The following is a 26,056-nucleotide window of genomic DNA, read 5'->3' as shown; positions in this document are numbered from 1 at the left end:
TAACATAGGTTTACTGCATATGTACAAAAAGATGACTGATAAACAGTCATCTTTAGAGTACTTTTGCTATTGTATTTGAAAGTTCGTTTATACTTTCACTTAGCTGATTTAGTTTTCCTTCTATCCTTACCAAGAGATATATGGAAATGACTATTGGAAAACCTAAATTAGCTATATGAGTATATATCTCTTCCATTTTTTATACCCTCCTTAGAATTCCATAGTCTCTACTGTTGTCTTTATAATCCTAGCTGCCACTGATTTTACTAAATCTGTATTATTGGATATAAATATATTTTTTTCTAATATAGTATCCATAGCACTTGCTATCTGAAGCTCCTCTAAGTCTTCTTTAGGTTCTGCTACCGATAGCTTAAATTTTTTATTTATTCCATCTAAAAAGTCTAGCTCCAAAATTGTATTTATCATTTTCTCACCTCCAACTTAATATTTCACTTTCACTATTGAGATATAAGTGACATCTCTTCAACCCTCTTTACATTTAAAAGGTCTTTACTTTGAAGTGTTTGTAGAGCTAAAGCTGTTTCATAGAGTTCTTCATCTAAAGCATCAGTTTTTATCTTACTATATGTTTTAGAGATAAGCTTTTGCTTTTCATCTACAATCCCTCCGTCTAATTCTAGTTTTAAATTTGTCTTTTCTTTTACATTTTTTATAGCCATTTTTTTCACCCCCTCTCTTCTTGTTCAATATATAGCTCTTAAGAAAGAATTTACTATTTAAATTAAAAAAAGATTTAAACCATTTCTAGTTTAAATCTTTTCATCTATCTTTTTTCTATTTTTTTAAAGCTTCTACCTTGTCTAATCTTTCCCAAGGAAGATCTAAATCTTCTCTTCCAAAGTGACCATAGCTAGCTGTTTGCTTATATATAGGTCTTTTTAAATCTAAATCCCTTATAATTGCAGCAGGTCTTAAATCAAAGTTTTCATTTATAAGTTTTATTATTTCTTCATTAGAAACATTACCAGTTCTAAATGTATCTACATATATAGATAGTGGACGAGATACCCCTATAGCATAAGCTAATCCTACTTCACATCTATCACAAAGCCCAGCAGCTACAATGTTTTTAGCAATATATCTAGCCATATAAGAAGCTGATCTATCTACTTTTGTAGGATCTTTCCCAGAAAAAGCTCCTCCTCCATGTCTTCCAAAGCCACCGTAGGTATCTACTATAATCTTTCTACCTGTAAGCCCTGAATCTCCCATAGGTCCTCCAACTACAAATCTTCCAGTAGGATTTATAAAGTACTTTGTTTCTTTATCTATAAGTTCCCTTGGAACTATCTTTTCTATTACATGGTGTATTATATCTTCTTTTATAGTAGAGATCTCTACATCTGAACTGTGTTGAGCTGATACTACTATGTTTTCAATTCTCACCGGTTTTCCATCATGATATTCTACTGTAACTTGCGTTTTACCATCTGGTCTTAAATAGCTTAGAGTGTCGTTTTTCCTTACATCTGCAAGCCTCTTAGCTAGTTTATGTGATAGAGATATAGGTAGGGGCATAAGCTCATCTGTCTCATTACAAGCATATCCAAACATCATCCCTTGATCTCCAGCCCCTGTTTTATCTAAACCGTCTTCATCATCTTTATTTACACCCATAGCAATATCTGGTGATTGTTCATTTATAGAAGTTAAAACTGAGCAAGTCTCAGCATCAAAACCATACTTTGCTCTAGTGTATCCTATTTCCTCTACAGTGTTTCTAACTATCTTAGGTATGTCTACATAGCATGAAGTGGTTATCTCTCCAACTACTAGAACCATTCCCGTTGTAGCTACTGTTTCACATGCTACTCTTGCTTCTTTATCCTGTTCAAGGATTGCATCTAATATCGCATCTGATATTTGATCACATACCTTGTCAGGATGACCTTCTGTTACTGACTCAGAAGTAAATAAAGTCTTTTTCATTTTTCTTCCTCCTAAATTTAAATATAAAAAAACCTCTCCACAAAGAAAAGGTTAGGCATTTTAAGCTTATACCTCATCTTTCAGAACCAAAGTCCTGTGGGATTTAGCACCTTGTATAAATACTGGTTGCCGGATTTCATAGGGCCCATACCCTCCATCGCTCTTGATAAGGAACTATTTAATTTTACTAATAGATTTTATCACGGATAAAAATAATAGTCAAACTTATTTTTAAAGTATTGTAAATATACTATGACTTATAGTTAGGGTTATTATACCTGCTACGACTATTCCTAGTGACATTGAAACAAATGCTTTTTTTACATCTAATTTTAAAATTGATGAAATAAGTGCACCTGTCCAAGCTCCTGTTGTAGGAATAGGTAAAGATACAAATATAAAAAGTCCAAGTAAACTATATTTTTTAATAACACTCGATTTCTTCATAGATCTTTCTTTTATCTTTCCAAGAGTGGCAGAAAAAAACTTTGTCCTTTCAAAATGAATCATAACAGGGTTTAGGATATTAAGCAGTATAAATACCACAAGAATATTGCCTAATATACTTATAATTGCACTTTGCCAGGGATTTAGTCCTAAAGATATACCAAGAGGTATAGCACCCCTAAGTTCTATCAAAGGAAGCATAGAAAAAAACATAACTATTATTTCAACTTTTAATTCTTCAAGTATTTCTATCATAAAGTCCAATTCCCCTCTCCCTATATTCTATTATAGCCTCCTTAAAACTATTATTCAATAAAAAAAGAAAATAAAACATTAATCTTTTTAATGTAAATTACGAAATACGTTGAATTAATTAGATATAAGTAGTATTAATTAGATAATCATGCTTATATTGCTTATAATACTATTTCATATCTTTATAAGACTATTAAATCTAAATTAAAGGTATTGCATTATTTTTGGATATGTCTTATACTATAATAGTTGGCAAAAGAGAAACACGTTAACAAAACAACGGGGTGTAGCGCAGTTTGGTAGCGCACGTGGTTTGGGACCATGGGGCCGGGGGTTCAAATCCTCTCACCCCGACCATAATAAGTCGGTAAAAGAAACTATTTGATATCAAATAGTTTCTTTTTTTATTTTAAAGCTTAAATATTAAAATAAAAAAGACTAGAACCGGGTTCTAGTCTTTTTTATATCTTTTGTTCTTAAATATAGCGTTGAGAAATATGGTTTATTCATTTGTTGCTATATATTTTCTCTTAGTGGCTTCCCCACCTCTAATATGCCTTTCAGCTTTATTAGTATCTAATATTTCCTTCACCATAGATGCTATAAGAGGGTTTATCTTTGGTAGACGCTCAGTTACATCTTTATGAACAGTGCTTTTGCTAACTCCAAAAACACCTGCAGCCTGCCTGACGGTAGCCCCTTCATTTAGTATGTACTTCGCTATTTCTAAAGTCCTTTCCTCTATATAATCCTTCAATACAATAACCCCCTCTTAAATTTGGGTATATATATACATATGCCTTTTTTTAAGGAATAGAACGAGGATCTACTATATTACCATTTTTTATCACTTCGAAATGTAAATGGGATTCCATTAACATCTCTATATCTGCAGTTTTTCCAACTACTGCTATATAATCTCCCCTTTTTACCTTTAGGTCTTTCTTTATCATATTTGTATCTCCTAAATTAGCAAACTTAGTAAGAAGCCCATTTCCATGATCAAGTATTACTACTTTCCCCCATAGTGGATCTTCATTTATTTCCTTTACTCTTCCATCTAAAGGTGCCTTTACCTTTTCGCCAATTTTAGCTGCAATATCTATACCCGGATGTGCTCTCCACTCATCTAAAGTCTTAGAGTAAATTAAATTATCCTTTGTAAATTCAGTAATTATCTTACCACCTACAGGCATTATAAATTTACCCGTGCTTTGTGGCTCCTCTTTTTCTTTTGGTAAATCATCTTTTGATATTGTATTTTCTGAAAAAGTTTCTCTAACCTCTTCTTCTTTTACTATCTTTTGTGGCTTTTGCTCTTTTACTTGTTGTATAGGCTTGGACTCTTCTTTCTCTTTGTTAAGATTATTTTCTTGTTTGGGTTTTTCTTTAGGAACTTCTACTTTAGGAACTTCCTTTTTTGGAGTTTCAACTTTTGGAGTTTCAACTTTTGGAACTTCTTTTTTAGGAATGTTTTTCGAAGCCTCTTTTTTATTTAATTCTGCTGGCAAATCCTTCATCTGCTCTTTAGTAAGTAGTTCTCCTCCTTTAGGATCTACCTCTTGAGTAACTACATAGATTGTACTAAAAGCCACTACACCCACACATATAAAGAGAAATAATAAAAATCCATTTTCTTTTACAAACTTTACCAATTTTTCTTTCATCTTCTATCACCTCTAATACCTATTATTTCCACTTCTGCTTTTTTAATACCTTATAAATTAGAAAAAAGATGTAACTTTTTTAAAAAGTTACATCTTTTTTATCTCCACTTTTGAATAATAATGTTTTAATATTTGTTCAAATGTATTACCATTTTTAGCCATACCATTGGCTCCCCACTGACTCATTCCAACTCCATGGCCATATCCATGAGTTTCTATCTCCATAAGCCCTACCTTTTTATCATATAAAAACTTAAAGTTAGTAGAGTTCAATTCAAATATATCTCTTACTTCTCTACCTTCTACAATTATACCATTTATAGATAGTTTATTTATTCTTCCACTTGGAGTCTTTTCTACTAATTTTATTTTTTCTAAAAAATCATTTTCTTTAAGTTTGGCCTTAGGAAACTTAGAGTTTATGGCCTTTACAAATTCAGCCTTAGTTAGAGTCTTTACTTCTTTAAACTTTGGCGCTTCTTCTTCATGTGGACTTTTTACTGCTTTTAAATAAGGAGAATTATTGGCAAATACATTTACAGAATCCTCTGTCATACCTCCACTTGTCGAATGATAAAGTGGTTCTATAATTTCTCCTTCATACATAATAACAAGATTTGCTGTAGTATTTACTGCCTCTCCTATCTTATCCCAATAATCCTCTACCCATTTTTCTCCATGTACCTTTTGTAAATCTTCTAAAGATAAGTACGCCTGACAATGAACTCCAGTACAAATAGGTGCCTTGGGATGATTAGGATGACCATCTTCAAACCTTAAGCTCTTATTAATAGCATAAGTTCTAGCAGCGACTGCTTGCGCTTTTAAGGCCTCTATATCAAATCTAGCTGGCATCTCAGCTGCAACAACTCCCTTTATATACTCATCTAATAAGATCTCTTTTACCTCTTTAGTATTTTCATTGTATACTTTTATATATTCAAATTCTTTTTCGCCTATCTTTAAAGGAACACTTGCCTTTTTGATAGATTTAGCCGTTTCATCTTTTTTATTGTTTCCATTTTCTTTTTTCACAAATCTCTTTCCTTCTGAAACACTTTTTATTGATACAATGTCCACACTTTTAGCTATAACTGAAGGAATTAGAATTGTTATTAACAACATTACAAGTAAGTATCCCCCAAATCTTCTCATGTCTTCCCCCTTATCACTTTAGTATATATATACTTATTCTAAAGCCTATCATTTTATTCCTTTAAACACAAAAAAAGAATAAGAATAATCATATTCCCATTCTTTTTTACAAATTAGTAAGTTTAAACTGTTTTTCTATAAATAATAGCTCCAAGTTTTGAAAACTTTTCCTCTATACCATCATATCCTCTTTCAATATGATATATATCTTCTATCTCAGTCTTTCCTTCAGCTACAAGTCCAGCTAGGACTAGAGCCGCTCCCGCTCTTAAATCTGTAGCTTTTACAGGTGCTCCTGTAAGGCCATCTACGCCTTGAATAATAGCTGATTTACCATCTATTTTTATATTTGCACCCATTCGTTTTAGTTCATCTACATGCATAAATCTATTTTCAAATACTGTTTCTACCACAACGCTTGTTCCTTTACAAAGTGTTAACATAGCCATAAATTGAGATTGCATATCTGTTGGGAAACCCGGATATGGAAGAGTCTTTACATCTATAGGTTTGATTTCTCCATTACCTATCACCCTTATATTATCATCATTTTCAATTACTTCTACTCCTGCTTCTCTAAGTTTTGCAATTACAGGTTTTATATGGCTTGCTATAACATTTTCTACTACTACATCTCCACCAGTTATAGCCGCCGCAACTAAAAATGTTCCCGCTTCTATTCTATCAGGAATAATTTGATGTCTACATCCACCAAGACGTTTAACACCTTTTATTTTTATAGTGCTAGTACCTGCTCCCTTAATCTTTGCACCCAATTTATTTAAAAAGTTTTGAAGATCTATAATTTCTGGCTCCATAGCCGCATTATCTAAGATAGTTTCTCCTTCTGCCATAGATGCTATCATCATTATATTTTCAGTAGCTCCAACAGATGGAAAGTCTAAATATATCTTTCCTCCTATTAACTTATCTACTGATGCATCAATACTTCCGTGTTCAGTATTTATATCTACTCCTAAGGCTTTAAATCCTTTAAGGTGTAAATCTATTGGACGCGTACCAATAGCACATCCTCCAGGAAGAGAAGTCTTACTCTTTCCAAGTCTTGCAATTAGTGGTCCCATTACAAGAAGAGATGCTCTCATCTTATTCATAAGATCATATCTAGTTATATGATTATTTAAATTCTTTGAATTTATTTTTATAGTTCTTTTATCTATAAATTCTACCTCTGCTCCAAGGGATCTCAAAACTTCACATATTATACCTACATCCCTTAAATCTGGCACATCTTCCAATATTATATCTTCAGTTCCCAATAGCGATGCCGCTATTATGGGAAGCGCAGAGTTTTTCGCTCCATTTATTCTTACATTCCCTTTCAACGGAGGGCTTTTCTCTACTACTATTATTTCCAAATTATCTCCCCCTAATTTATTATACTACTTTAATATCCTGTTGTTATTATAGGCGTACCTATCCACAAGTATGTATAGTCTTCTTCTCTATTATACCTTATAGATAGATGAATGTTAATCTTTTTTTTATTAATTGTTAAATAGTTTTCTATTAGTGGACTATAAATAGTATAAGATGAAAAATCTTTATCAGAAAATTCTTCTACTATTGTTCCATCTATACTATTTAATACACTTTTAAACTTGTCCGAGAATTCTTCTTTAGGATATTTACCCTTTACTTTGCCTATTAAACACGAAGTTAAATCCCATTGACAGTCAAAGTCTTTATATATTTTTTCTATCTTTTCTATTATATCATTTATTTTGGAAAAATCATCATCTTTTACAATACTTATTGAAAGGGAAGTTTCCTCTAAGTTTACTTCTTCATTTATATATGAATTTAAGTTTATAGAAATCTGGTTTCCATTACTATCATATCCATCATAATTTATTTGACTATAATCTTTTTCAAATATTACCATCTTAGAATAAAATTTATCTTTTGTTTTTTCTTGAAGTATAAATGGATCAATTTCTTCACCCACAAGCCCCAATTTTTTAACCATTTTTTCTCCTAAACTAGTAATCTCTTTTTCTTTCATAAAACCATTCTTTATAACTCCATTAAAAACCATCTCACCTTCTGAAGGTTTTCCTTCTAGATCATATAACATATCTTCTAATACATTCCATTCGCCGTTTGTTTCTTCTGCTTTTGGAAATATAGGTATAAGTATAAATAAAATAAGTGCAAATATAATTATTCTTTTCATTTTAAACGCCTCCTAAAATATAATTAGGGAAAGATACTCATTTCTTTAATGTAAAGGGGGACAAAACATTAAAATAAAAAAGTACCCTTCCCTTATATTTTAAGTATTGCCAAGGAAGGATACTTTTTATACATTATTTAAAAATTATTTTTTATACTTTGATGTCTCTAGTCTGTTGATGGATCTTTTTAAAGCAATTTCCGCGCGATATAAGTCCATATCCGACTTACCGCTTAATCTCTCTTCAGCTCTTTTCTTAGCGCGTTCTGCTCTATTTATATCTATCTCCTCAGGCCACTCTGCAGCATCTGTAACTATAGTTATATTATCCTCTATTGCAGTAACATATCCTTCTGTTACTGATGCTACTCTTTCAGTGCCGTTTTGAAATATTCTTATCTTTCCAATCTTTAAAGGTGTAACTATTGGAGTTCTCCCTTTTAAAATAGCTAAATCTCCTTCTATTCCACGAACGATGATACTATCTATATCTTCATTGAAAAAAAGTCTATCAGGAGTAACTATCTCTAGATGAATTGCAGCCATATTAATCTTCCACCTTTTTAGCTTTTTCTAGTGCTTCTTCTATAGTCCCTACCATAAGGAAAGCTGTTTCTGATACATCATCATGCTTTCCATCTAGTATCTCTTTAAAACCTCTTACAGTTTCTGCTATAGGTACATATTTACCAGGAAGGGAGGTAAATGTTTCAGCAACAAAGAAAGGCTGTGTTAAAAATCTTTGTATTTTTCTAGCTCTTGATACTATCAGTCTGTCTTCATCTGAAAGCTCATCAAGACCTAAGATTGCTATTATATCTTGTAATTCTTTATATCTTTGTAAAAGTTCCTGTACACCTCTTGCAACATTGTAATGTTCTTCTCCTACTATATTAGGAGAAAGCATTCTAGATGAAGATTCAAGTGGATCTACCGCTGGGTAAAATCCTTGTTCTGATATAGAACGAGATAATACTGTTATAGCATCTAGATGTGCAAAAGTTGTCGCAGGAGCAGGGTCTGTAAGGTCATCTGCTGGTACATAAACTGCTTGAACACTAGTTATAGAACCTTTCTTTGTAGATGTGATTCTCTCTTGAAGCTGACCCATCTCTGTAGCTAGTGTTGGTTGATAACCTACTGCTGAAGGCATCCTACCAAGTAGTGCTGAAACTTCAGAACCAGCTTGAGTAAATCTAAATATATTGTCTATAAATAAAAGTACATCTTGTCCTTGTTGGTCTCTAAAGTATTCTGCCATAGTAAGTCCTGTAAGAGCAACTCTCATCCTAGCTCCAGGGGGCTCATTCATCTGACCAAATACTAGAGCTGTTTTGTCTATTACTCCAGATTCAATCATCTCATGATAAAGGTCATTACCTTCTCTTGTTCTCTCTCCAACTCCTGTAAATACTGAGATTCCTCCGTGTTGAGTTGCAATATTGTTTATAAGCTCTTGGATAAGTACTGTTTTACCAACCCCAGCTCCACCAAATAGTCCTACTTTACCACCTTTAGAATAAGGCGCCATAAGGTCTACTACTTTTATACCTGTTTCGAAGATTTCTTGTGAAGTTTCTTGTTCTTCAAAAGAAGGTGCTTCTCTATGAATAGGGGATTTTTGTACGTTTTTAAGCTCCTCTTTTCCATCTATTGTTTCTCCAAGTACATTAAACAATCTTCCTAAAGTATCTTCTCCTACTGGAACGGCTATTGGTTTTCCTGTATCAACACATTCCATTCCCCTAACAAGACCATCAGTTGGACCCATGGATATACATCTTACTGTATCATTTCCAAGGTGCTGTGCTACTTCTACTATTATCTTTTCACCTTTTTTATCTATCTCAATAGCACTTAATAGATTGGGAAGTTTTTCTTCATTAAAACGGATATCTACTACTGGGCCAATTACTTGAACTACTTTTCCTATATTTTGTTCCATTTGCCCACTCCTTTCTATGTTACTTTAATGCTTCAGCTCCTGCAACTATTTCAGATAGTTCCATGGTTATAGCTGATTGTCTTGCTCTATTGTATACCATATTAAGCTCGTCTATTATTTCATTTGCGTTGTCAGTAGCCGCACTCATAGCAGATCGTCTAGCAGATTGCTCACTTGTTGAAGCCTCTATAAGAGCTCCATATATACTACTTTCAACATATTTTGGTATTAAATACTCCAATACTTCTTCTGGACTTGGTTCAAAGTCTACTATTGCACTAGGTTTACCTTCTTCTTTTTTAATCTTTTCACTAGGTAATAATTTTATAATTTGGGGTTTGTAAGATATAGTACTTACAAATTCAGTAAATACTACATTTATCTCATCTATTTCACCCTTTATATAAAGATCCATAGCCAGCTTACCAATCTCTCTTGCATCTGAAAACTCTGGTTCTTCGGAGATTCCTACAAAGCTTTCTAATATATTATAGTTTCTACCTTTGAAAAAGTCTCTAGACTTTGTTCCCACAGTTATCAAAGAAATGGAGTCTTTATTGTTTTTAAATTTATTATCTATAAGCCTATTTATATTTGAATTGTATCCTCCAGCAAGTCCTCTATCAGCATTTATTGTAATGTATAGTGATTTTTTCACTTCTCTCTCTTGTAAAAGAGGGTGGTTTATATTTACATTTTTTAATACTTCTTTTATACTCTTTAAAACAGTATTGTAATAAGGTCTTGTTTTTTCTAGTTTTATTCTTCTTTTTCTAACTTTTGTAGAAGATACAAGTTCCATAGCTTTTGTGATTTGTCTAGTACTTCCAATCCCTTTTATCCTTCTTTTTATTTCTCTAGTGGATTGTGCCAAACTATCACCTCCATTTTCTTAAACTAGAAGTTTTTCTTGAATTCATCAATAGATGTTTTTATTTTTGCTATTATATCATCATCTAATACTTTCTTTTCGCTTATCATCCCTACTATCTCAGGATAGTTATTGTGAACAAAATCTAAATATTCTTTTTCAAATAAAGATATTTGATCAACTGGTATATCTTTTAGATGATTGTTTGTAACTGCATATAGAATAATTACTTGATCTTCTACAGCTAATGGACTGTATTGAGGTTGTTTTAATACTTCCATAAGTCTTTCACCTTGGTCTAGTCTTGCTTGTGTTTCTGGGTCAAGATCAGATCCAAATTGAGAAAATGATGCTAAATCTCTATATTGAGCTATATCAAGTTTAAGTTTACCACCTATCTTTTTCATAGCTTTTATTTGAGCAGCTCCCCCTACCCTTGAAACTGAAAGTCCAGTGTTTATAGCTGGTCTTTGTCCTGAGAAGAATAGGTCTGTCTCTAAGAATATCTGTCCATCTGTTATAGATATAACGTTTGTTGGAATATATGCTGAGATATCTCCCTCTAAAGTCTCGATAATAGGAAGAGCAGTAATAGATCCTCCACCATATTCTTTATCAAGTTTTGCAGCTCTTTCAAGAAGTCTTGAGTGAAGATAGAATACATCTCCTGGGAAAGCTTCCCTTCCTGGTGGTCTTCTTAAAAGAAGTGACATCGCTCTATAAGCTGTAGCATGTTTTGAAAGGTCATCATAAACTATTAAAACATCTTTTCCCTGTGCCATAAACTCTTCTGCCATAGTAACACCAGCATATGGTGCTATATATTGAAGGGGTGCAAGTTCACTTGCAGTAGAGGAAACAACTATTGTATAATCCATAGCACCTCTTTGCTCTAAAACATCTACTATTTGTGCAACTGTAGATCTCTTTTGACCTATAGCTACATAGATACATATAACATCTGTCTTATCTTGATTTAAGATAGTATCTATTGCAAGAGCTGTTTTACCTGTTTGTCTATCGCCTATTATAAGCTCTCTTTGTCCTCTACCAATAGGAAAAAGTGCATCTATTGACTTTATTCCAGTTTGAAGTGGTTCATTTACGCTTTTTCTAGTGATAACACCTGGTGCTATTTTTTCTATGGGACTAAACTTATCTGTATTTATACTTCCTTTTCCATCTATAGGTTGACCTAGAGCATTTACAACTCTTCCTATAAGAGCATCGCCTACTGGAACTTCTACTATTCTTCCAGTTCTCTTTACAGTATCTCCCTCTTTTATATCTTTATCAGATCCTAAAAGTACACAACCTATATTGTCTTCTTCTAAGTTTAGAGCCATTCCAAATACATCTCCTGGGAACTCTATGAGCTCTCCAGCCATACATCCTTCTAGTCCATGAAGTCTTGCAATACCATCTCCAACTTGTATTACAGTACCTACGTCTACAAGGTCTATCTTACTTTCGTATCGTTTAATTTGTTCTTTTATAATTGAACTTATTTCTTCTGGCCTTAACTCCAAATTTTCTCACCTCAGTCTTCTATAGTGATACTCCCTTAATGATTGATTCCATTTCTTTTAATTGGCTCTTAAGTGAAGAGTCAATTACCTTATTATCCATCTTTAAAACAACTCCTCCTATTATAGAAGGGTCTATACTGTTTGAAAGTTGTATTTCTTTTTTAAATCTATTTTTTAAAACAAGCTTTAATTTTTCTTTAGCATCCTCTTTCATGGAAACTGCAGTAACAGCTTCTATCTCGAGTATGCCTTTATATTCTTTAAAAAGCGTATTATATTCTCTTACTATATCCATCAGACTATCTTCTCTTCTCTTATCTATTATTATAAATAGGAAATTTAAAATCTCTTTGGATATATTTTGCGTGAAAATGTTTTCTAACATTCTTCTTTTTTCACCTTTAGAAATCCTTGGGTGTTCTAATATTTGAATAAGTTTTTCTTCTGAGCGAAAAGTTTTTTCTATAAATTCTAATTGGCTATGAAAATCGTCTAATTTATTTAGTTCAATTCCAACTTCAAAAAGAGAGGAGGCGTATCTTTTTCCTACTAGTTCTGCCATTGAGAAGTACCTACCTCATCTATAAATTTGTCTATTAATGTATTTTGGTTTTCCAAATTTATATCTTTTTCCATAATTTTTGTAGCTATAAGAATTGCCATCTCTCCTGCAGACTTTTTAACATCTTCATATGCCTTTTCTTTTTCTCTAGCTATTTCTATTCTAGCTCTTTCTAGTATTGCAGCTGCTTCTTTTTTAGCCTCTTCAAGCATTGTTTTTTCTAGTTCAGTTGCACGAACTCTAGAGCCTTCAATTATTTCTTGCCCTTCTAGTTTTGCCTTTTCTATTCCATCTTCATAATTAGCTCTTAAATCTATAGCTTCTTGTTTTAAGATTTTTGCTTCCATTATCTCAGCTTCAATATCATCTTGTCTTTTTTGTATGAATTGTGTAACTGGTTTATGGAGATATTTTTTTAGTATCAAATATAGAATAAAAACAGAAACTAAAGTAATTATCATAGATACCAGTTCAGGCAAGGCTAATACTTGTATTTCCATATGTTAACCTCCTTAATATAAGGAAAATTATCCTTAGATTATAATCCTAAACCTACATAGTATGTCATTAATGGTCTTACAAATAATAATATGATAGCTATTACAAGTCCATAAATACCTGTTGTCTCTGCTACCGCTTGACCAAGAAGCATTGTTCTTGTTATATCTCCTTGAGCTTCTGGTTGTCTTCCTACTGCCTCACACGCTCTAGCTGCTGCATTACCTTGACCAATACCAGGTCCTATACCTGCGATCATTGCTAATCCTGCACCTATTGCTGAACATCCTAATATAAACGCTTCACTTGTTATTCCTTCCATTGTTTACTCCTCCTTAAAATTGTTGTTTTTACTCTTCTGTTGCCCCACTGATAAATATCATACTTAACATTCCAAATATAAATGTTTGTAGAAGCCCTGAAAACACATCAAAATAACCGTGTAATACAGGTGTTACTATTGGAGCAAAATATCCTAATGCACTGTATAATAATGTCATTATTATACCACCACTCATTATATTACCAAATAAACGGAAAGATAATGATATTGGATTTGCAAGCTCTCCTATTACATTTAGCGGAGTTAAAAGTACAAAGGGTTCTGTAAAGCTTTTCAAATACCCTCCGAGTCCTCTCCTTGTTTTAAATAACATGATTTGTGTTATAAAAAACGTAATAAGAGCTAAAGAAAATGTTACACTATAATCGGAAGTAGGCGGTGTAAGTCCTGTAAGTCCTAGTAGATTTGCAACTCCTATAAAACATATAATAGTAAATATAAATGGTGCAAATTTAAAATTGTTCTCTCCCATAGTTGTCATAACTAAGTTATTAACAGCTCCAACTAATATTTCTACTATGTTTTGAAGTCCAACTGGCTTTTTACTTGTATCTGCACTCTTAAATTTACTATTTACATAGAGGGCAAATAAAGATAAAAGTATAACTACTAAGACCGTATTTACTATACTTGAGTGAATAATAATCTCTTTTCCACCTATTGTTATTAATAGCTCCAAAATATTCCTCCTTCCAAAATAAAATTATATTTTTAGTATGAATATTAAACTTTATTTTGTAAAATCTTTATCTATAAAAGCAGAAGCTATTATAATAAATTTTACCATAAGAAGACCTAATAAAGTAGCTAGAAGATTCAAATAATCTCCTATTGCAGCTGTAGCTAAGACTATAAAGTATATGAGATACCTAAGTGTATAATGCACAAAGGTATAACGACTTGCCCTTCCAGGTGTCATCTTTACAGCCCTATTTATGGTACTCTCTAAAAGTTTAAAAGATAACATACTAATAATAAGACCAAACAAATACCCCAAAACTATAGGTTTTGGGTTTTTAAATATAAAAAATGAAAATCCCATAATAATAAAACCTAATACTAATGCTCTTTTATAAATTTTTGTAATTGTATCTTCCTTCATCTATTAAGTTTCACTTCCTTTTGTCCTTAAATACTCCTGTAATCTTAAATAGATTAAGAAATCCGCCTCCAGTACCTAAAAGTATAAATATAATCATAAATAGACCATTAGTACCTACCCATTTATCTATCCATTGACCAATATATACTCCAAGAAGAATAGGAGTTATAACCGAAATTCCAACTTGAGAAATAAGAGCTAGGTTTTTAAGGGCACTTTTATTATTGTTATTTTTATTAATTAAAATCACTCCTTAAAAATCTATTTTAATTATGGAATATCTTTTTCTACATATTCCCTATTTTATCAAAACATTTAGAAAATTACAAGAGAAAACGTTGTTTATTTAATTTTTATATTTAAATATAAGTTTAATTCTATCTATATAGAGAATATAGTTAGAATATGCTATAATAAAAAACTTATAAACAAACAAGTACTAAATAGAGATAAAAAATAGAATGAAAGTTTTCATTCTATTTTTTATCTCTATTTAGTACCAAAAAGTCTATCTCCTGCATCTCCAAGACCTGGCTCTATATATGCATGATCATTAAGTTTTTCATCTATACTTGCTACATAGATATCTACATCAGGATGAGCTTCTTGTACAGCATCTATTCCTTCTTGTACCGATACTAAACATACAAGTTTTATGTTTGTACCACCTCTTTGTTTTACTGAATTTATAGCTGCTATTGCAGATACTCCAGTCGCTAACATCGGGTCTACTACTATTAGTTTTCTTTCACTTATATCTTGAGGCATTTTACAATAATATTCTACAGCCTGTAGTGTTTCAGGATCTCTATATAGTCCAACATGACCCACTTTTGCTGCTGGAAGAAGTGCTAACATCCCCTCTACCATTCCAAGACCTGCTCTTAATATAGGTACTATTCCAAGTTTTTTGCCTGAAATTACCGGAGACATCATTTTTTTAATAGGGGTCTCTATTTCTATCTCTTCAAGTTCTAAGTCTCTTGTTACCTCATATGCCATCAGCATAGCTAATTCTGATACTAGCTCTCTAAATTCTTTTGAACCAGTATTTTTATCTCTAATATAAGTTAATTTATGCTTTATTAAAGGATGGTCTAACACTGTTACTTTTCCCATTTAAATTCCTCCTATAAGTTTTTCAATTAACATTATAACATATTTCGACTTAAATTTTACTTATTTTTTCAACTCTTCCAGCGTGCCTTCCACCTTCAAACTCTTCTTCTAAAAATACTTTTACTATTTCTATTGCAAGCACATCTCCTATAACCCTTCCACCCATTGCTAAAACATTGGCATTGTTATGATTTCTACTCATTTTAGCTAAAAATAAATCATTACAAAGAGCACATCTTACCCCATCTACTTTATTTGCAGCTATAGAAATACCAATTCCTGTTCCGCAGATAACTATACCTCTATCTATCTCTCCCTTTACTACAGCTTCTCCCACTCTTTTTCCAAAGTCTGGATAATCTACAGAATCCTTAGAATTAGTTCCATAATCTACAAATTCTACTTTATCTTTAAAAGCTTTTTTTATAATTTCTTTTAAATCAAATCCTCCGTGGTCGCTACCTATTCCTATTTTCATTTTTATTTTCTCCTTTATAAGTTTTTATATATGTTGATATATCTTTTTAATAGCATGCATTATCTCATCCCTTGCCATATCATAAAAGTGTTTGTCTCCACCATATGGATCTTTTATATCTACCTCTTTACCAAAAGCATATTCATTTAATGAAAATATCTTATATATTTTATCTGGATAATTAGAAACTAAGATATCTTTATGAGATCCTGTCATAGTTAAAATCAAATCACTCTCTTCTATTATTTCTTTTGTTACCGCTTGAGATGAGTGATTCTTTATATCTATTCCAATGTCTTTCATAGAAGAAATTGCATTTATAGAAGCACCACTTCCATTGTCTGCAAATATACCAGCTGATTTTACTCTTATATCTAGTCCCTTTTGTGCTGCTATGGTTTTAAGTATTCCTTCAGCCATGGGACTTCTGCAAGTATTGCCTGTACATATAAATAGTATATTCAAAAACATTCTCCTAACATTTAATAGTTTTTCCTCCCGAAGCTTTCATCATCCTATTCATAATAGCAAGTCCTATATTGTCCTTTTCTACTCCTTCAGCAAATATTATATCTATATCTAAATGGTCAAATTCTCTAAGTGCACTAAAAAGACTATTTGCTATAGTTGTTTTATCCATTCTTGTTCCAAGAGATTTTATTGTTCCGTCATTGTATTTTTCTTTTGTTTCATCAGTGGCCATTATACCTACTTTTTTTCCTTCTATAATTGCTTGTTTTGTATATTTATCTATATTGTTTACTACTGCTTCTAAATTCCCAGTAAATACAAGCATTTCAGCTTTTGGTGCATAGTGGCGATACTTTTGTCCTGGAGATTTAGGTATAATATCATTTTCTAAATTGGCCTTATCTTCTACTACATCAGGAAGGATTCTTTTTAAATCTTCATATGTTATCCCGCCTGGTCTTAGTATTATAGGTGTACTTCCTGATAGATCAAGTACTGTAGATTCAATACCTATTCCAGTTTCTCCACCATCTATTATCATATCTATCTTGCCCATCATATCTTCTATTACATGACCTGCACTTGTAGGGCTAGGTCTTCCTGATAAATTTGCTGAGGGAGCTGCTATGGGAACTTTCGCTAAATTTATAAGAGTTCTTGCAATAGAACTCTCTGGCATTCTTACCGCAACAGTATCAAGGCCTGCGGTTATTATATCAGGCACTACTTTTTTTCTTTTGAGTATTATAGTGATGGGGCCTGGCCAAAACTCTTCTATGCATTTAGTAGCTTCTTCTGTTATTTCTTCTACTAAATCATCTAATTGGGATACTTCTCCTATATGAAGAATTAAAGGATTGTCAGAAGGTCTTCCTTTAGCTCTATATATTTTTTTTACTGCTTCAGGGTTTAAGCCATTTGCCCCAAGACCATAAACTGTTTCTGTTGGGAAAGCTACTACTCCGTTTGCCTTTATAATTTTAGCCGCTTTATTTAAATCTTCTTGATTAAAGTTATCTTTATCTATCTTTATTATTTTAGTATCCATATCTTTCCTCTTTACATTTATAGTAAAATAGAAGAGAGATCTCTCTTCTATTATGAATTTTGTTTTAGTTTTTCTGCTTGGTCTGTAGTTATTAGTCCATCTATAAGTTCATCTAATTCACCATCTAAAACGGCAGAAAACTTGTGAACTGTAAGGTTTATTCTGTGATCTGTAATCCTTCCTTGAGGATAATTATATGTTCTTATTCTCTCTGATCTATCTCCCGTACCTACTTGACCTTTTCTATCCTGTGCTATTTCTGCTTGCTGATCACTTAAAACTTGATCATATATTTTAGTTTTTATTATCTTCATAGCTTTTTCTTTGTTTTTAGTTTGGCTCTTTTCATCTTGACATGAAACCACTATCCCAGTTGGTAAATGAGTTATTCTAATAGCTGAATCTGTAGTGTTTACATGCTGTCCACCAGCTCCAGAAGATCTATATGTGTCTATTTTTAAGTCTTTATCTTGAACATCTACATCTACATCTTCTGCTTCAGGAAGAACTGCAACAGTTGCAGTAGATGTATGTATCCTACCGCTTGACTCAGTTTCTGGAACTCTTTGAACTCTATGAACTCCTGATTCATATTTTAGTCTGCTATATGCTCCCTTACCTTTTATCATAAATATAACTTCCTTAAATCCACCTATCCCTATTTCATTAGAGTCCATCATTTCAACTTTCCAGTTGTTTCTCTCTGCATATCTTGAGTACATTCTCAAAAGCACTCCTGCAAATAGAGCAGCCTCATCTCCTCCAGCTCCTCCTCTTATCTCTACTATTACGTTTTTATGATCATTTGGATCTTTTGGAATGAGAAGAACTCTTAAGTCTTCCTCTACATTTACAAGTGCTTCTTCTAATCCTTTGACTTCTTCTTTTACCATTTCTTTCATATCATCATCTAATTTACTATGAAGGAGTTCCTTTGACTCTTCTAGTTCTTGTAGTATCTTCGTATACTCTTGGTATTTAAAAACTATCGGCTCAATATCAGAATGCTCTTTCATAACGCTTTGATATTCATCTAAATTCTTTACAAGTTCTGGATCCATTATTCTTTGATTTAATTCTTCATATTTTTTCTCAATAAAACTTAATTTCTCTAACATAAAAAACCCCCGCTATTTACTCTTTATTTTTAAATTTATTATATATTACTCTTAACGCTACTCCTACAACTATAACATAGATAGGAGTTACATTAAATATAACTATTGTCAGCATTGCAATTATTGCTATAACTAAATCCTTATATCCTAAATGTGCTTTTGTAATAAGTTTATATACTGCTGAAAATATAAGGGCTACTACTACTGGTCTAATTCCTAAAAAAATTTCTTCAAATAAAGGATTGTTCTTAAACTGGGTAAAGAAAACTGCTATAAAGAGTATTATAAAAAATGAGGGAAGGACTGTTCCTACCGTACATATAATAGCGCCTTTTAAACCATCTATCTTATAACCCACAAATATACTTGAATTTACAGCTACAGGTCCTGGTGCAGACTGTGCTATAGATATAGTATCTATAAACTCTTCATCTTTTATCCAATTTTTCTTTTCTACAACTTCTCTTTGTATAATGGGGATCATTGCAAATCCTCCACCAAAGGTAAAGGCACCTATCTTAAAAAACGTTAAAAACATATCTATATATTTTCTTAATTTTTTAATAAAGCATCACCCCTAAAACTCCTCCAATAATTATTGCAAGTATTGGATTTAAGTCTTTAAATGTTACTCCATAAAAAAGACCTATAGCTATTATAATTGATTTTATATCTACAAAGCTACTCTTAGAAACTGTAATTCCTGCAGCTAGTATAAGTCCTATTACAATCGGCCTTATACCTTCAAATATCCATTCTACATATTTAGAATTTTTAAATTTAGAAAGAGAGGCAAATATAATGCTTATAACTATAAAGGAAGGTAGTATAACTGCAAAAGTAGCTGTTATAGCTCCTATTATCCCACTTACTCTAAAGCCTAGAAATGTAGCTGCATTTACTGCTATAGGCCCCGGGGTCATCTCTGAGATGGCAAATATATCTATAAATTCACTACTTGTCATCCATCCATGATTTCTAATGACCTCCTCTTCAAGTAAGGGAAGCATAGCATACCCGCCTCCAAAACTAAAAGCTCCAATTTTAAAAAACGTCATAAAAAGCTGTATTAAAACTTTCATATAATTTCTCCTTATTTCTTAAACCCAAGTACTATCCTATCAAGACCTTGTAAATCCTTTATTACTTTTACATCTTTAAATCCTTCATCTGACATTATTTTTTTGACACTTTTACCTTGATCAAATCCTATCTCATATATAAGCATTCCTTTATCTAATAAATAATTCTTAGAGTCTTTACTTATTTTTCTATAAAATAAGAGCCCATCCATCCCACCATCAAGTGCTAGACTTGGTTCAAACTCTTTTACATCCCTTTGTAAATCTTTTATAACTTCTGTTTTTATATAGGGGGGATTTGAAACTATTATAGAAAATCTTTCATCTGATTTTATACTCTCAAATAAATTGCTTTTTCTAAAGCTTACATTGTCAAGGGCTAATCTATCTAAGTTTTTATTTGACACACTTATAGCTCTATTTGATATATCTATTCCTAGAACTTCTACGTTTTTGCAATTCTTTGCAATACTTAAAGATATAGCACCACTTCCTATGCCTATATCTAAAAGGTTTATATCTTCATCTTTAAAGTTTTTCTCTATATAATCTATAATATATTCTACTAAAATTTCAGTTTCCCATCTTGGTATTAAAACTCCTTTTTCTACGAAAAAGTCAATCCCCATAAATTCTTTTGTATTAAATATATAGCTAATGGGTTCTCCTAAGGCTCTTCTATCTATTATTTCTAAAAACTTTTCCGTTTGTTTTTCATTTACCCATTTATCGAAGTTTATATATACAAAAGATTTATCAACATCTAAAACTTTTGAAAGTATAAATATAGATTCCTTTATTGGATCTACAAATTCTACTCCAGTAAGTTTTTTATTTCCGATTTCTAAAAGTTGTCTTATTTCCAAATGTCATCCTCCATGTTCTCTGGAATCACAGATTTAAGTGCTTTTATTGCTACTTCTATTTGTAAGTCATCTGGCTCCTTAACAGTTGCATACTTCTGAACCATAAGTCCAGGATATGAAAGTATATATGCAAACTTACTATCACTTTTCCCAATAAGTCTATTTACTTCATAAGAAATACCTGCTATTACAGGAAACATAGCTATTCTTATAATTATTCTTTGAAGAGGACTTGGCCAACCAAAAAATGATAATACAAATATACTTATTATCATTACCATAAATAAAAAACTTGTTCCACATCTTGGATGAAGTATGGGATGTTTTTTTACATTTTCAACTGTAAGTTCTTCCCTGCTTTCATAACAGTGAATAGACTTATGCTCAGCTCCATGATATTCAAATACTCTCTTTATATCTTCAAGCTTTGATATCCACATCACATATATAAAAAATATAGAAACTCTAATTAAGCCTTCTATTAAGTTCAAATAAATAGGATTTGCTACCCACTTTTTAAATATACTTGTTATGATATTTGGAATTATCATAAATACTAGTATAGAGATCATAATTGAAAAAGCTACCATTAAAAACATAGATACATCTTTAGCTTTGTCCTTAAATATCTTATCAAAAATAGTTTCTTTAGCTTCTTCTTCCTCTTCTTCAAAAAAATCGGCAGAATACATCAAAGCATTTGTTCCTATTATCATCGCTTCTATAAGTCCTACTACTCCCCTTATAAACGGAAAAGAGAGTACCTTGTATTTTTTACCTATACTATTTATTTCATCTACCTTTAATTCTATAACACTATCTGGTTTTCTAACAGCCATTGAAATTTTCTCTGGCCCCTTCATCATTACACCTTCAATAAGGGCTTGCCCTCCTATAGTTGTCTTATGCTTTAAGGAGTTTTCTTTCAAACCTATCACTATCCTTTACTTATAAAAGTATTCAAAAAAAGGTTAGATGCTCTTGCAACTAACCTAGATTTTCGAAGAAACTAATCTCTATTATATTTCTTCTTGAATTTTTCTACACGTCCACCACGCTCAGCAAATTTTTGTTTACCTGTATAAAACGGATGACATTCTGAACAAATCTCTACTTTTATAGTATCTTGTGTAGAGCCTGTCTTAAACGTATTGCCGCAAGCACATGTTACAGTAGCCTCTACATAATCTGGATGAATATCTTTCTTCATTTCTTTCACCTCTTTCCAAATGTATATATATCGGTTAGACATATTATCATTTTAACCATTAAATTATACCATAATAAAAATCCATTATCAACTAAAATAGATTTTTATTTATCATATCATTTATAAATTCTTCATTTGTTTTAGTTTTGATAAGTCTGTTCATAAAGGTTTCAATAACCTCAAAACTTGGAGTATTACTAAAAGCTTTTCTAAGGGCCCATATTGATTCTAATTCCTTTTGTGAAAGAAGAAGATCTTCACGTCTTGTGCCTGATTTATGGATATCAATTGCTGGAAATATCCTCTTTTCTGAAAGCTTTCTATCAAGATGGATTTCCATGTTTCCAGTACCTTTAAACTCTTCAAATATTACATCATCCATCCTACTTCCAGTATCTACTAGAGCTGTTGCCAAAATAGTAAGGCTTCCACCTTCTTCTATATTTCTAGCAGCTCCAAAGAATCTCTTTGGTATATAAAGTGCCCCTGGGTCAAGACCTCCCGAAAGAGTTCTTCCCGTAGCAGGAATAGTAAGATTATAAGCACGTGCTAGCCTAGTTATACTATCTAGTAAAACTACTACATCTTTTCCATGTTCTACCAGTCTCTTAGCTCTTTCTAGTACTATTTCAGCAACTTTAGTATGATTTCTAGGTAATTCATCAAATGTACTATATATGACATCTCCTGCTACTGTTCTTTTCATATCTGTAACTTCTTCAGGTCTCTCATCTATAAGTAGGATTATCATTTCTGTCTCAGGATGATTTTTTTTAATGGAGTTTGCAATCATCTTTAAAAGAGTTGTCTTTCCTGCTTTAGGTGGAGAAACTATCATGCCCCTTTGCCCTTTTCCAAGTGGTGCTATTAAGTCTATCATTCGAGTTGCATATTCACTTGAAGTGGTTTCAAGTTCCATTCTCTCATCTGGATATATAGGAGTTAAATTGTCAAAGTCAGGTCTGTTTACTGCTGTCTCAGGATTTAGATCATTTATAGCTTTTACATATAACAGAGCTTTGAATTTTTCCCCTTGCTTTGCAGGTCTTATAACTCCTGATATTTTATCACCAGTTTTCATCCTAAACCTTCTTATCTGAGATGGAGATAGATATATATCATCATCTCCCGATTGATAGTTATTTCGTCTTAAAAATCCATATCCATCTTGATGAATTTCCAGTACTCCTTCTGCCATATTTATATTATCAAGTTGCTCCATCTCTTCTGTAGCTTTATCCGATAAATCTTTCATGTTTATTTCTTTTCTATCTATTTTAGCTTTATCTTCTGTAGAACTATCTTTATCTTCTACTAATTTGTCTTTATCACTTTTTAAAATACATTCTATAAGCTCATATTTTTTATATTTATAGGGACTACTTATATTTAAATTCTTAGCTATTTCTCTAAGATCTACTATTTTTTTCTTTTCTAGTTCTCCAGGGTTCAAGAAAATCCTCCTTCTATTTAGCATACTCCGGTTTTTTATCTAATTGATGTATAGATTCTATAAATCTAATAGTTTGAGTTTCAAGTCTAAGTATAAGTGTATGAGTACTTGCAGTATTGTTTTCCATATACTTCACTCCATCTAAAAGTTCTCCATAAGAAACTCCTGTACCTGCAAAACTCATTTCCTCACCCTTAGCTAAATCTTCTATATGATATACTTTTTCTAAATCCGCACCCATTTCTAAACATCTTCTATGTTGTTCTTCTGTAACTGGTTTTAAAGTACATTGTTGTTCTCCACCTAAACATTTTAGAGCAACTGCTGATATAACTCCTTCAGGTGCTCCCCCATCTCCCATAAGTATATCTACGTTTGTATAATCAAAACAAGTAGAGATAGCCCCTAAAACGTCTCCATCATGGATCATCTTAATCCTAGCACCTGATTTTCTGATTTGTTTTATAAGATCTTCGTGTCTTGGTCTATCTAATACTACAACAGTTATATCGCTTACATCTTTGTTGAGAGCTTTGGCTACATTTTTTATGTTTTCATCAACAGATTTATGAATATCTATTGAACCCTTAGCCTTAGGTCCTACTGCTATCTTTTTCATATAAGTATCAGGTGCGTGTAAAAGACATCCACGAGGAGCTACTGCTACTACTGATATAGCATTTGCAAGCCCATTTGCAACTGCTTGTGTTCCATCTAATGGATCTACTGCTATATCTACTTTAAGTCCATCTTCTTTAGCAGTTCCGATATTTTCACCAATATAAAGCATAGGAGCTTCATCCATCTCGCCTTCTCCTATTACTACAACTCCGTCAATATCTAATGTATCAAACATCCTTCTCATGGCATCTACTGCTGCACCATCTGCCTCGTTTTTATCTCCTTGTCCTAAGAATTTTGCACTTGCTAAAGCTGCAGCTTCTGTGACTCTTCCTAAATTTACAGGTAAATTTCTATCCATAAAATACCCCTCCATATTTTATTGTATTTTTATATTAAGTTTATTTGAATAATTAAAGATTTTAAAATTAGATTTATATTTAAGAGATGTGTTAGCTTAAAAGAGTTTATCAGATGGGAAGAAGTTCCCATCTGATAAACTTAAATTTTAGATTACTTTACACTTTCCCAGTCACTTAAAAATTGTTTTATTCCACTATCAGTAAGAGGGTGATTTAACATTTGATTAAAGACTTTATAAGGAATAGTTGCGATATCAGCACCTGCTTTTGCAGATTCTAGTACATGTATAGGATGTCTTATACTTGCAGATATTATTTCAGTTTCTATGCCAAATATATTAAAGATTTCAGAAATATCTTCTACTATATTTATTCCTTCATTTCCTATATCGTCAAGTCTTCCTACAAAAGGACTTACAAAGCTTGCCCCAGATCTTGCTGCAAGTAGTGCTTGATTTGCAGAAAATATAAGAGTTACATTTGTCTTAATGCCTTCCTTATTTAATATACTAACAGCTTTAAGACCTTCTTTTGTCATAGGTACTTTTATGATTATGTTTTTATGAATCTTAGCTAAATCTCTTGCCTCTTCTAGCATTCCTTCATGGTCTTCACTTACTACTTCAGCACTGATAGGTCCATCTACGATATCGGTAATTTCTTTTACAACTGTTTTAAAGTCTCTTCCCTCTTTCGCTATAAGACTTGGGTTAGTAGTTACACCTGCTAAAACTCCCCAGCTACTTACTTCTTTTATTTCATCTAAATTCGCAGTATCAATAAATAACTTCATTTAAATCCTCCTTTTATATCAAAACTTAAGCTCTATTTGTTGATCCAAATACTTCCATCTTTTCTTTAATAGTTTCTTTCATAGCCTCTGTAGCAGGTCCAAGTATCTTTCTTGGATCTATTTGATCTGGATTTTTCTCTATATATTCTTTTACAGTTTTTGCAAAAGATGCTCTTATATCAGTATCTATATTTATCTTACAGATACCCAGTGATATTGCTTTTTTAAGACTTTCATAAGGTACTCCACTTGAACCGTGTAATACTAGAGGAATATCTATTATATTTCTAATAGCTGTTATTCTATCATAGTCAAGTTTTGGGACTCCTTTATATACTCCATGAGCCGTACCCACCGCTATCGCAAGATAATCCACTCCTGTTTCTTCTACAAACCTTTTAGCTTCCTGTGGATCTGTAAAAGTTGCATCTTTTTCACTCACTGTGATATGGTCTTCAGTTCCGCCTATCTTGCCTAGTTCTGCTTCTACTGTAACCCCAACCATGTGAGCTATTTCAACTACTTTTTTAGTAAATGCTATATTTTCTTCTAAAGGAAATCTAGAACCATCTATCATAACAGATGTAAAACCATGTCTAATACACTGCATAACTTGATCAAAATCTGTACCATGGTCTAAATGAAGTGCTACTGGTACTTTGGTCATGCTAGCTGCAAGTTTTCCAAGTGTTGCAATATACTCTACTCCTGCATATTTTAGGCCCCCTTGACTTGCTTGAAGTATTACTGGAGAATTAGTTTCCTCTGCAGCTCCAATAATCGCCTGTATTACTTCCATATTATTTACATTGAATGCACCAACTGCATACTTATTTTTTTGTGCATCTAATAATAATTCTTTACCTGTCATTAACACATACATCACCCTTTCCTTTATTATCAAACTTATT

Annotated in this window: 34 protein-coding genes, 1 tRNA gene and 1 riboswitch; of the genes, 1 reads left to right on the top strand and 34 read right to left on the bottom strand. The window is 32.1% G+C overall.

Features of this window, described 5'->3' with window-relative positions; genetic code table 11:
- Positions 1 to 52: 52 nt before the first annotated feature.
- From TICRE_RS10975 to TICRE_RS10955, 5 genes are all read right to left on the bottom strand, one after another.
- Positions 53 to 196: a YvrJ family protein gene (locus TICRE_RS10975; protein ID WP_075728030.1), complete on the bottom strand. Its 144-nt coding sequence runs from the start codon at positions 194 to 196 to the stop codon at positions 53 to 55.
- A gap of 14 nt (positions 197 to 210) precedes the next feature.
- Complete coding sequence (locus TICRE_RS10970; protein WP_075728028.1) at positions 211 to 429, bottom strand: DUF2922 domain-containing protein; 219 nt, start codon at positions 427 to 429, stop codon at positions 211 to 213.
- 32 nt (positions 430 to 461) lie between these two features.
- Positions 462 to 683: a DUF1659 domain-containing protein gene (locus TICRE_RS10965; RefSeq protein WP_075728026.1), complete on the bottom strand. Its 222-nt coding sequence runs from the start codon at positions 681 to 683 to the stop codon at positions 462 to 464.
- Positions 684 to 798: 115 nt separating this feature from the next.
- Positions 799 to 1,953, bottom strand: coding sequence for a methionine adenosyltransferase (metK, locus tag TICRE_RS10960; RefSeq protein ID WP_075728024.1), 1,155 nt, complete (start codon positions 1,951 to 1,953; stop codon positions 799 to 801).
- A 70-nt stretch (positions 1,954 to 2,023) separates the two neighbouring features.
- Positions 2,024 to 2,126: riboswitch (SAM riboswitch) on the bottom strand.
- A gap of 58 nt (positions 2,127 to 2,184) precedes the next feature.
- Complete coding sequence (locus TICRE_RS10955; protein ID WP_075728022.1) at positions 2,185 to 2,655, bottom strand: COG2426 family protein; 471 nt, start codon at positions 2,653 to 2,655, stop codon at positions 2,185 to 2,187.
- A 280-nt stretch (positions 2,656 to 2,935) separates the two neighbouring features.
- On the opposite strand from TICRE_RS10955, the gene TICRE_RS10950 reads away from it, so the two are divergent.
- Positions 2,936 to 3,012 (top strand) — tRNA-Pro (locus TICRE_RS10950).
- 145 nt (positions 3,013 to 3,157) lie between these two features.
- Here the strand turns inward: TICRE_RS10950 and spoIIID are convergent.
- The 29 genes from spoIIID to TICRE_RS10800 form a co-directional block, all read right to left on the bottom strand.
- Positions 3,158 to 3,412: a sporulation transcriptional regulator SpoIIID gene (spoIIID, locus tag TICRE_RS10945; RefSeq protein ID WP_075728020.1), complete on the bottom strand. Its 255-nt coding sequence runs from the start codon at positions 3,410 to 3,412 to the stop codon at positions 3,158 to 3,160.
- Between the two features lie 49 nt (positions 3,413 to 3,461).
- Positions 3,462 to 4,322, bottom strand: coding sequence for a M23 family metallopeptidase (locus TICRE_RS12985; protein ID WP_084191942.1), 861 nt, complete (start codon positions 4,320 to 4,322; stop codon positions 3,462 to 3,464).
- An 87-nt stretch (positions 4,323 to 4,409) separates the two neighbouring features.
- On the bottom strand, positions 4,410 to 5,477 hold the full coding sequence (gene spoIID, locus TICRE_RS10930; protein WP_075728014.1) for a stage II sporulation protein D: 1,068 nt from the start codon (positions 5,475 to 5,477) through the stop codon (positions 4,410 to 4,412).
- A gap of 122 nt (positions 5,478 to 5,599) precedes the next feature.
- Positions 5,600 to 6,856 carry a UDP-N-acetylglucosamine 1-carboxyvinyltransferase gene (gene murA, locus TICRE_RS10925; RefSeq protein ID WP_075728012.1) on the bottom strand — a complete coding sequence of 419 codons (1,257 nt, stop codon included), beginning with the start codon at positions 6,854 to 6,856 and terminating at the stop codon, positions 5,600 to 5,602.
- Positions 6,857 to 6,885: 29 nt separating this feature from the next.
- A complete protein-coding gene (locus TICRE_RS10920; RefSeq protein WP_075728010.1) occupies positions 6,886 to 7,674 on the bottom strand; it encodes a YwmB family TATA-box binding protein in 789 nt (262 codons plus the stop codon).
- Between the two features lie 144 nt (positions 7,675 to 7,818).
- Positions 7,819 to 8,220, bottom strand: coding sequence for an ATP synthase F1 subunit epsilon (gene atpC, locus TICRE_RS10915; protein WP_075728008.1), 402 nt, complete (start codon positions 8,218 to 8,220; stop codon positions 7,819 to 7,821).
- A gap of 1 nt (position 8,221) precedes the next feature.
- Complete coding sequence (gene atpD, locus TICRE_RS10910) at positions 8,222 to 9,619, bottom strand: F0F1 ATP synthase subunit beta (protein ID WP_075728006.1); 1,398 nt, start codon at positions 9,617 to 9,619, stop codon at positions 8,222 to 8,224.
- 19 nt (positions 9,620 to 9,638) lie between these two features.
- Entirely contained in the window at positions 9,639 to 10,493 is an 855-nt protein-coding gene (gene atpG, locus TICRE_RS10905; protein ID WP_075728004.1) for an ATP synthase F1 subunit gamma, read from the bottom strand.
- A gap of 23 nt (positions 10,494 to 10,516) precedes the next feature.
- Positions 10,517 to 12,019 (bottom strand): F0F1 ATP synthase subunit alpha, encoded by a 1,503-nt coding sequence (gene atpA, locus TICRE_RS10900; RefSeq protein WP_075728002.1) that lies wholly within the window; start codon positions 12,017 to 12,019, stop codon positions 10,517 to 10,519.
- A gap of 19 nt (positions 12,020 to 12,038) precedes the next feature.
- Entirely contained in the window at positions 12,039 to 12,581 is a 543-nt protein-coding gene (locus TICRE_RS10895; protein WP_075728000.1) for a F0F1 ATP synthase subunit delta, read from the bottom strand.
- On the bottom strand, positions 12,569 to 13,081 hold the full coding sequence (atpF, locus tag TICRE_RS10890; RefSeq protein ID WP_075727998.1) for a F0F1 ATP synthase subunit B: 513 nt from the start codon (positions 13,079 to 13,081) through the stop codon (positions 12,569 to 12,571). Before atpF ends, TICRE_RS10895 begins: the two co-directional genes overlap by 13 nt.
- Before the next feature lie 38 nt (positions 13,082 to 13,119).
- Positions 13,120 to 13,401, bottom strand: coding sequence for an ATP synthase F0 subunit C (atpE, locus tag TICRE_RS10885; protein WP_075727996.1), 282 nt, complete (start codon positions 13,399 to 13,401; stop codon positions 13,120 to 13,122).
- 28 nt (positions 13,402 to 13,429) lie between these two features.
- Complete coding sequence (gene atpB, locus TICRE_RS10880; RefSeq protein ID WP_084191941.1) at positions 13,430 to 14,101, bottom strand: F0F1 ATP synthase subunit A; 672 nt, start codon at positions 14,099 to 14,101, stop codon at positions 13,430 to 13,432.
- 51 nt (positions 14,102 to 14,152) lie between these two features.
- Positions 14,153 to 14,524, bottom strand: a complete 372-nt coding sequence (locus TICRE_RS10875) for an ATP synthase subunit I (RefSeq protein WP_075727992.1) — start codon at positions 14,522 to 14,524, stop codon at positions 14,153 to 14,155.
- Positions 14,525 to 14,534: 10 nt separating this feature from the next.
- Entirely contained in the window at positions 14,535 to 14,774 is a 240-nt protein-coding gene (locus TICRE_RS10870) for an AtpZ/AtpI family protein (protein WP_233120201.1), read from the bottom strand.
- A 239-nt stretch (positions 14,775 to 15,013) separates the two neighbouring features.
- Positions 15,014 to 15,643 (bottom strand): uracil phosphoribosyltransferase, encoded by a 630-nt coding sequence (upp, locus tag TICRE_RS10865; protein ID WP_075727990.1) that lies wholly within the window; start codon positions 15,641 to 15,643, stop codon positions 15,014 to 15,016.
- A gap of 49 nt (positions 15,644 to 15,692) precedes the next feature.
- Complete coding sequence (rpiB, locus tag TICRE_RS10860; RefSeq protein WP_075727988.1) at positions 15,693 to 16,121, bottom strand: ribose 5-phosphate isomerase B; 429 nt, start codon at positions 16,119 to 16,121, stop codon at positions 15,693 to 15,695.
- Positions 16,122 to 16,145: 24 nt separating this feature from the next.
- Positions 16,146 to 16,586, bottom strand: coding sequence for a low molecular weight protein arginine phosphatase (locus tag TICRE_RS10855; RefSeq protein WP_075727986.1), 441 nt, complete (start codon positions 16,584 to 16,586; stop codon positions 16,146 to 16,148).
- A gap of 10 nt (positions 16,587 to 16,596) precedes the next feature.
- Positions 16,597 to 17,640 carry an L-threonylcarbamoyladenylate synthase gene (locus TICRE_RS10850; RefSeq protein WP_075727984.1) on the bottom strand — a complete coding sequence of 348 codons (1,044 nt, stop codon included), beginning with the start codon at positions 17,638 to 17,640 and terminating at the stop codon, positions 16,597 to 16,599.
- Between the two features lie 50 nt (positions 17,641 to 17,690).
- Complete coding sequence (gene prfA / locus TICRE_RS10845) at positions 17,691 to 18,758, bottom strand: peptide chain release factor 1 (RefSeq protein ID WP_075727982.1); 1,068 nt, start codon at positions 18,756 to 18,758, stop codon at positions 17,691 to 17,693.
- A gap of 16 nt (positions 18,759 to 18,774) precedes the next feature.
- Entirely contained in the window at positions 18,775 to 19,296 is a 522-nt protein-coding gene (locus TICRE_RS10840) for a chromate transporter (RefSeq protein WP_075727980.1), read from the bottom strand.
- 22 nt (positions 19,297 to 19,318) lie between these two features.
- The gene (locus TICRE_RS10835; RefSeq protein ID WP_075727978.1) at positions 19,319 to 19,840 is read right to left on the bottom strand and encodes a chromate transporter; all 522 of its coding nucleotides are present in this window, start codon (positions 19,838 to 19,840) and stop codon (positions 19,319 to 19,321) included.
- Between the two features lie 11 nt (positions 19,841 to 19,851).
- Positions 19,852 to 20,706 carry a peptide chain release factor N(5)-glutamine methyltransferase gene (gene prmC, locus TICRE_RS10830; RefSeq protein WP_075727976.1) on the bottom strand — a complete coding sequence of 285 codons (855 nt, stop codon included), beginning with the start codon at positions 20,704 to 20,706 and terminating at the stop codon, positions 19,852 to 19,854.
- Complete coding sequence (locus tag TICRE_RS10825) at positions 20,697 to 21,635, bottom strand: DUF1385 domain-containing protein (protein WP_233120200.1); 939 nt, start codon at positions 21,633 to 21,635, stop codon at positions 20,697 to 20,699. The genes prmC and TICRE_RS10825 overlap by 10 nt, the downstream gene beginning before the upstream one ends.
- Positions 21,636 to 21,715: 80 nt before the next feature.
- Complete coding sequence (rpmE, locus tag TICRE_RS10820) at positions 21,716 to 21,916, bottom strand: 50S ribosomal protein L31 (RefSeq protein WP_075727974.1); 201 nt, start codon at positions 21,914 to 21,916, stop codon at positions 21,716 to 21,718.
- 91 nt (positions 21,917 to 22,007) lie between these two features.
- Positions 22,008 to 23,369, bottom strand: a complete 1,362-nt coding sequence (rho, locus tag TICRE_RS10815) for a transcription termination factor Rho (RefSeq protein ID WP_075727972.1) — start codon at positions 23,367 to 23,369, stop codon at positions 22,008 to 22,010.
- 13 nt (positions 23,370 to 23,382) lie between these two features.
- Positions 23,383 to 24,351, bottom strand: a complete 969-nt coding sequence (gene glpX / locus TICRE_RS10810; protein WP_075727970.1) for a class II fructose-bisphosphatase — start codon at positions 24,349 to 24,351, stop codon at positions 23,383 to 23,385.
- Between the two features lie 152 nt (positions 24,352 to 24,503).
- On the bottom strand, positions 24,504 to 25,145 hold the full coding sequence (gene fsa, locus TICRE_RS10805) for a fructose-6-phosphate aldolase (RefSeq protein ID WP_075727968.1): 642 nt from the start codon (positions 25,143 to 25,145) through the stop codon (positions 24,504 to 24,506).
- A 25-nt stretch (positions 25,146 to 25,170) separates the two neighbouring features.
- Positions 25,171 to 26,028 carry a class II fructose-1,6-bisphosphate aldolase gene (locus TICRE_RS10800; RefSeq protein WP_075727966.1) on the bottom strand — a complete coding sequence of 286 codons (858 nt, stop codon included), beginning with the start codon at positions 26,026 to 26,028 and terminating at the stop codon, positions 25,171 to 25,173.
- Positions 26,029 to 26,056 lie beyond the last annotated feature (28 nt).

Source organism: Tissierella creatinophila DSM 6911, assembly GCF_001940565.1.
Lineage (GTDB): Bacteria > Bacillota > Clostridia > Tissierellales > Tissierellaceae > Tissierella_A > Tissierella_A creatinophila.
Note: the sequence above shows the minus strand (reverse complement) of the source record. Positions and strands in the feature narration are given on the sequence as shown.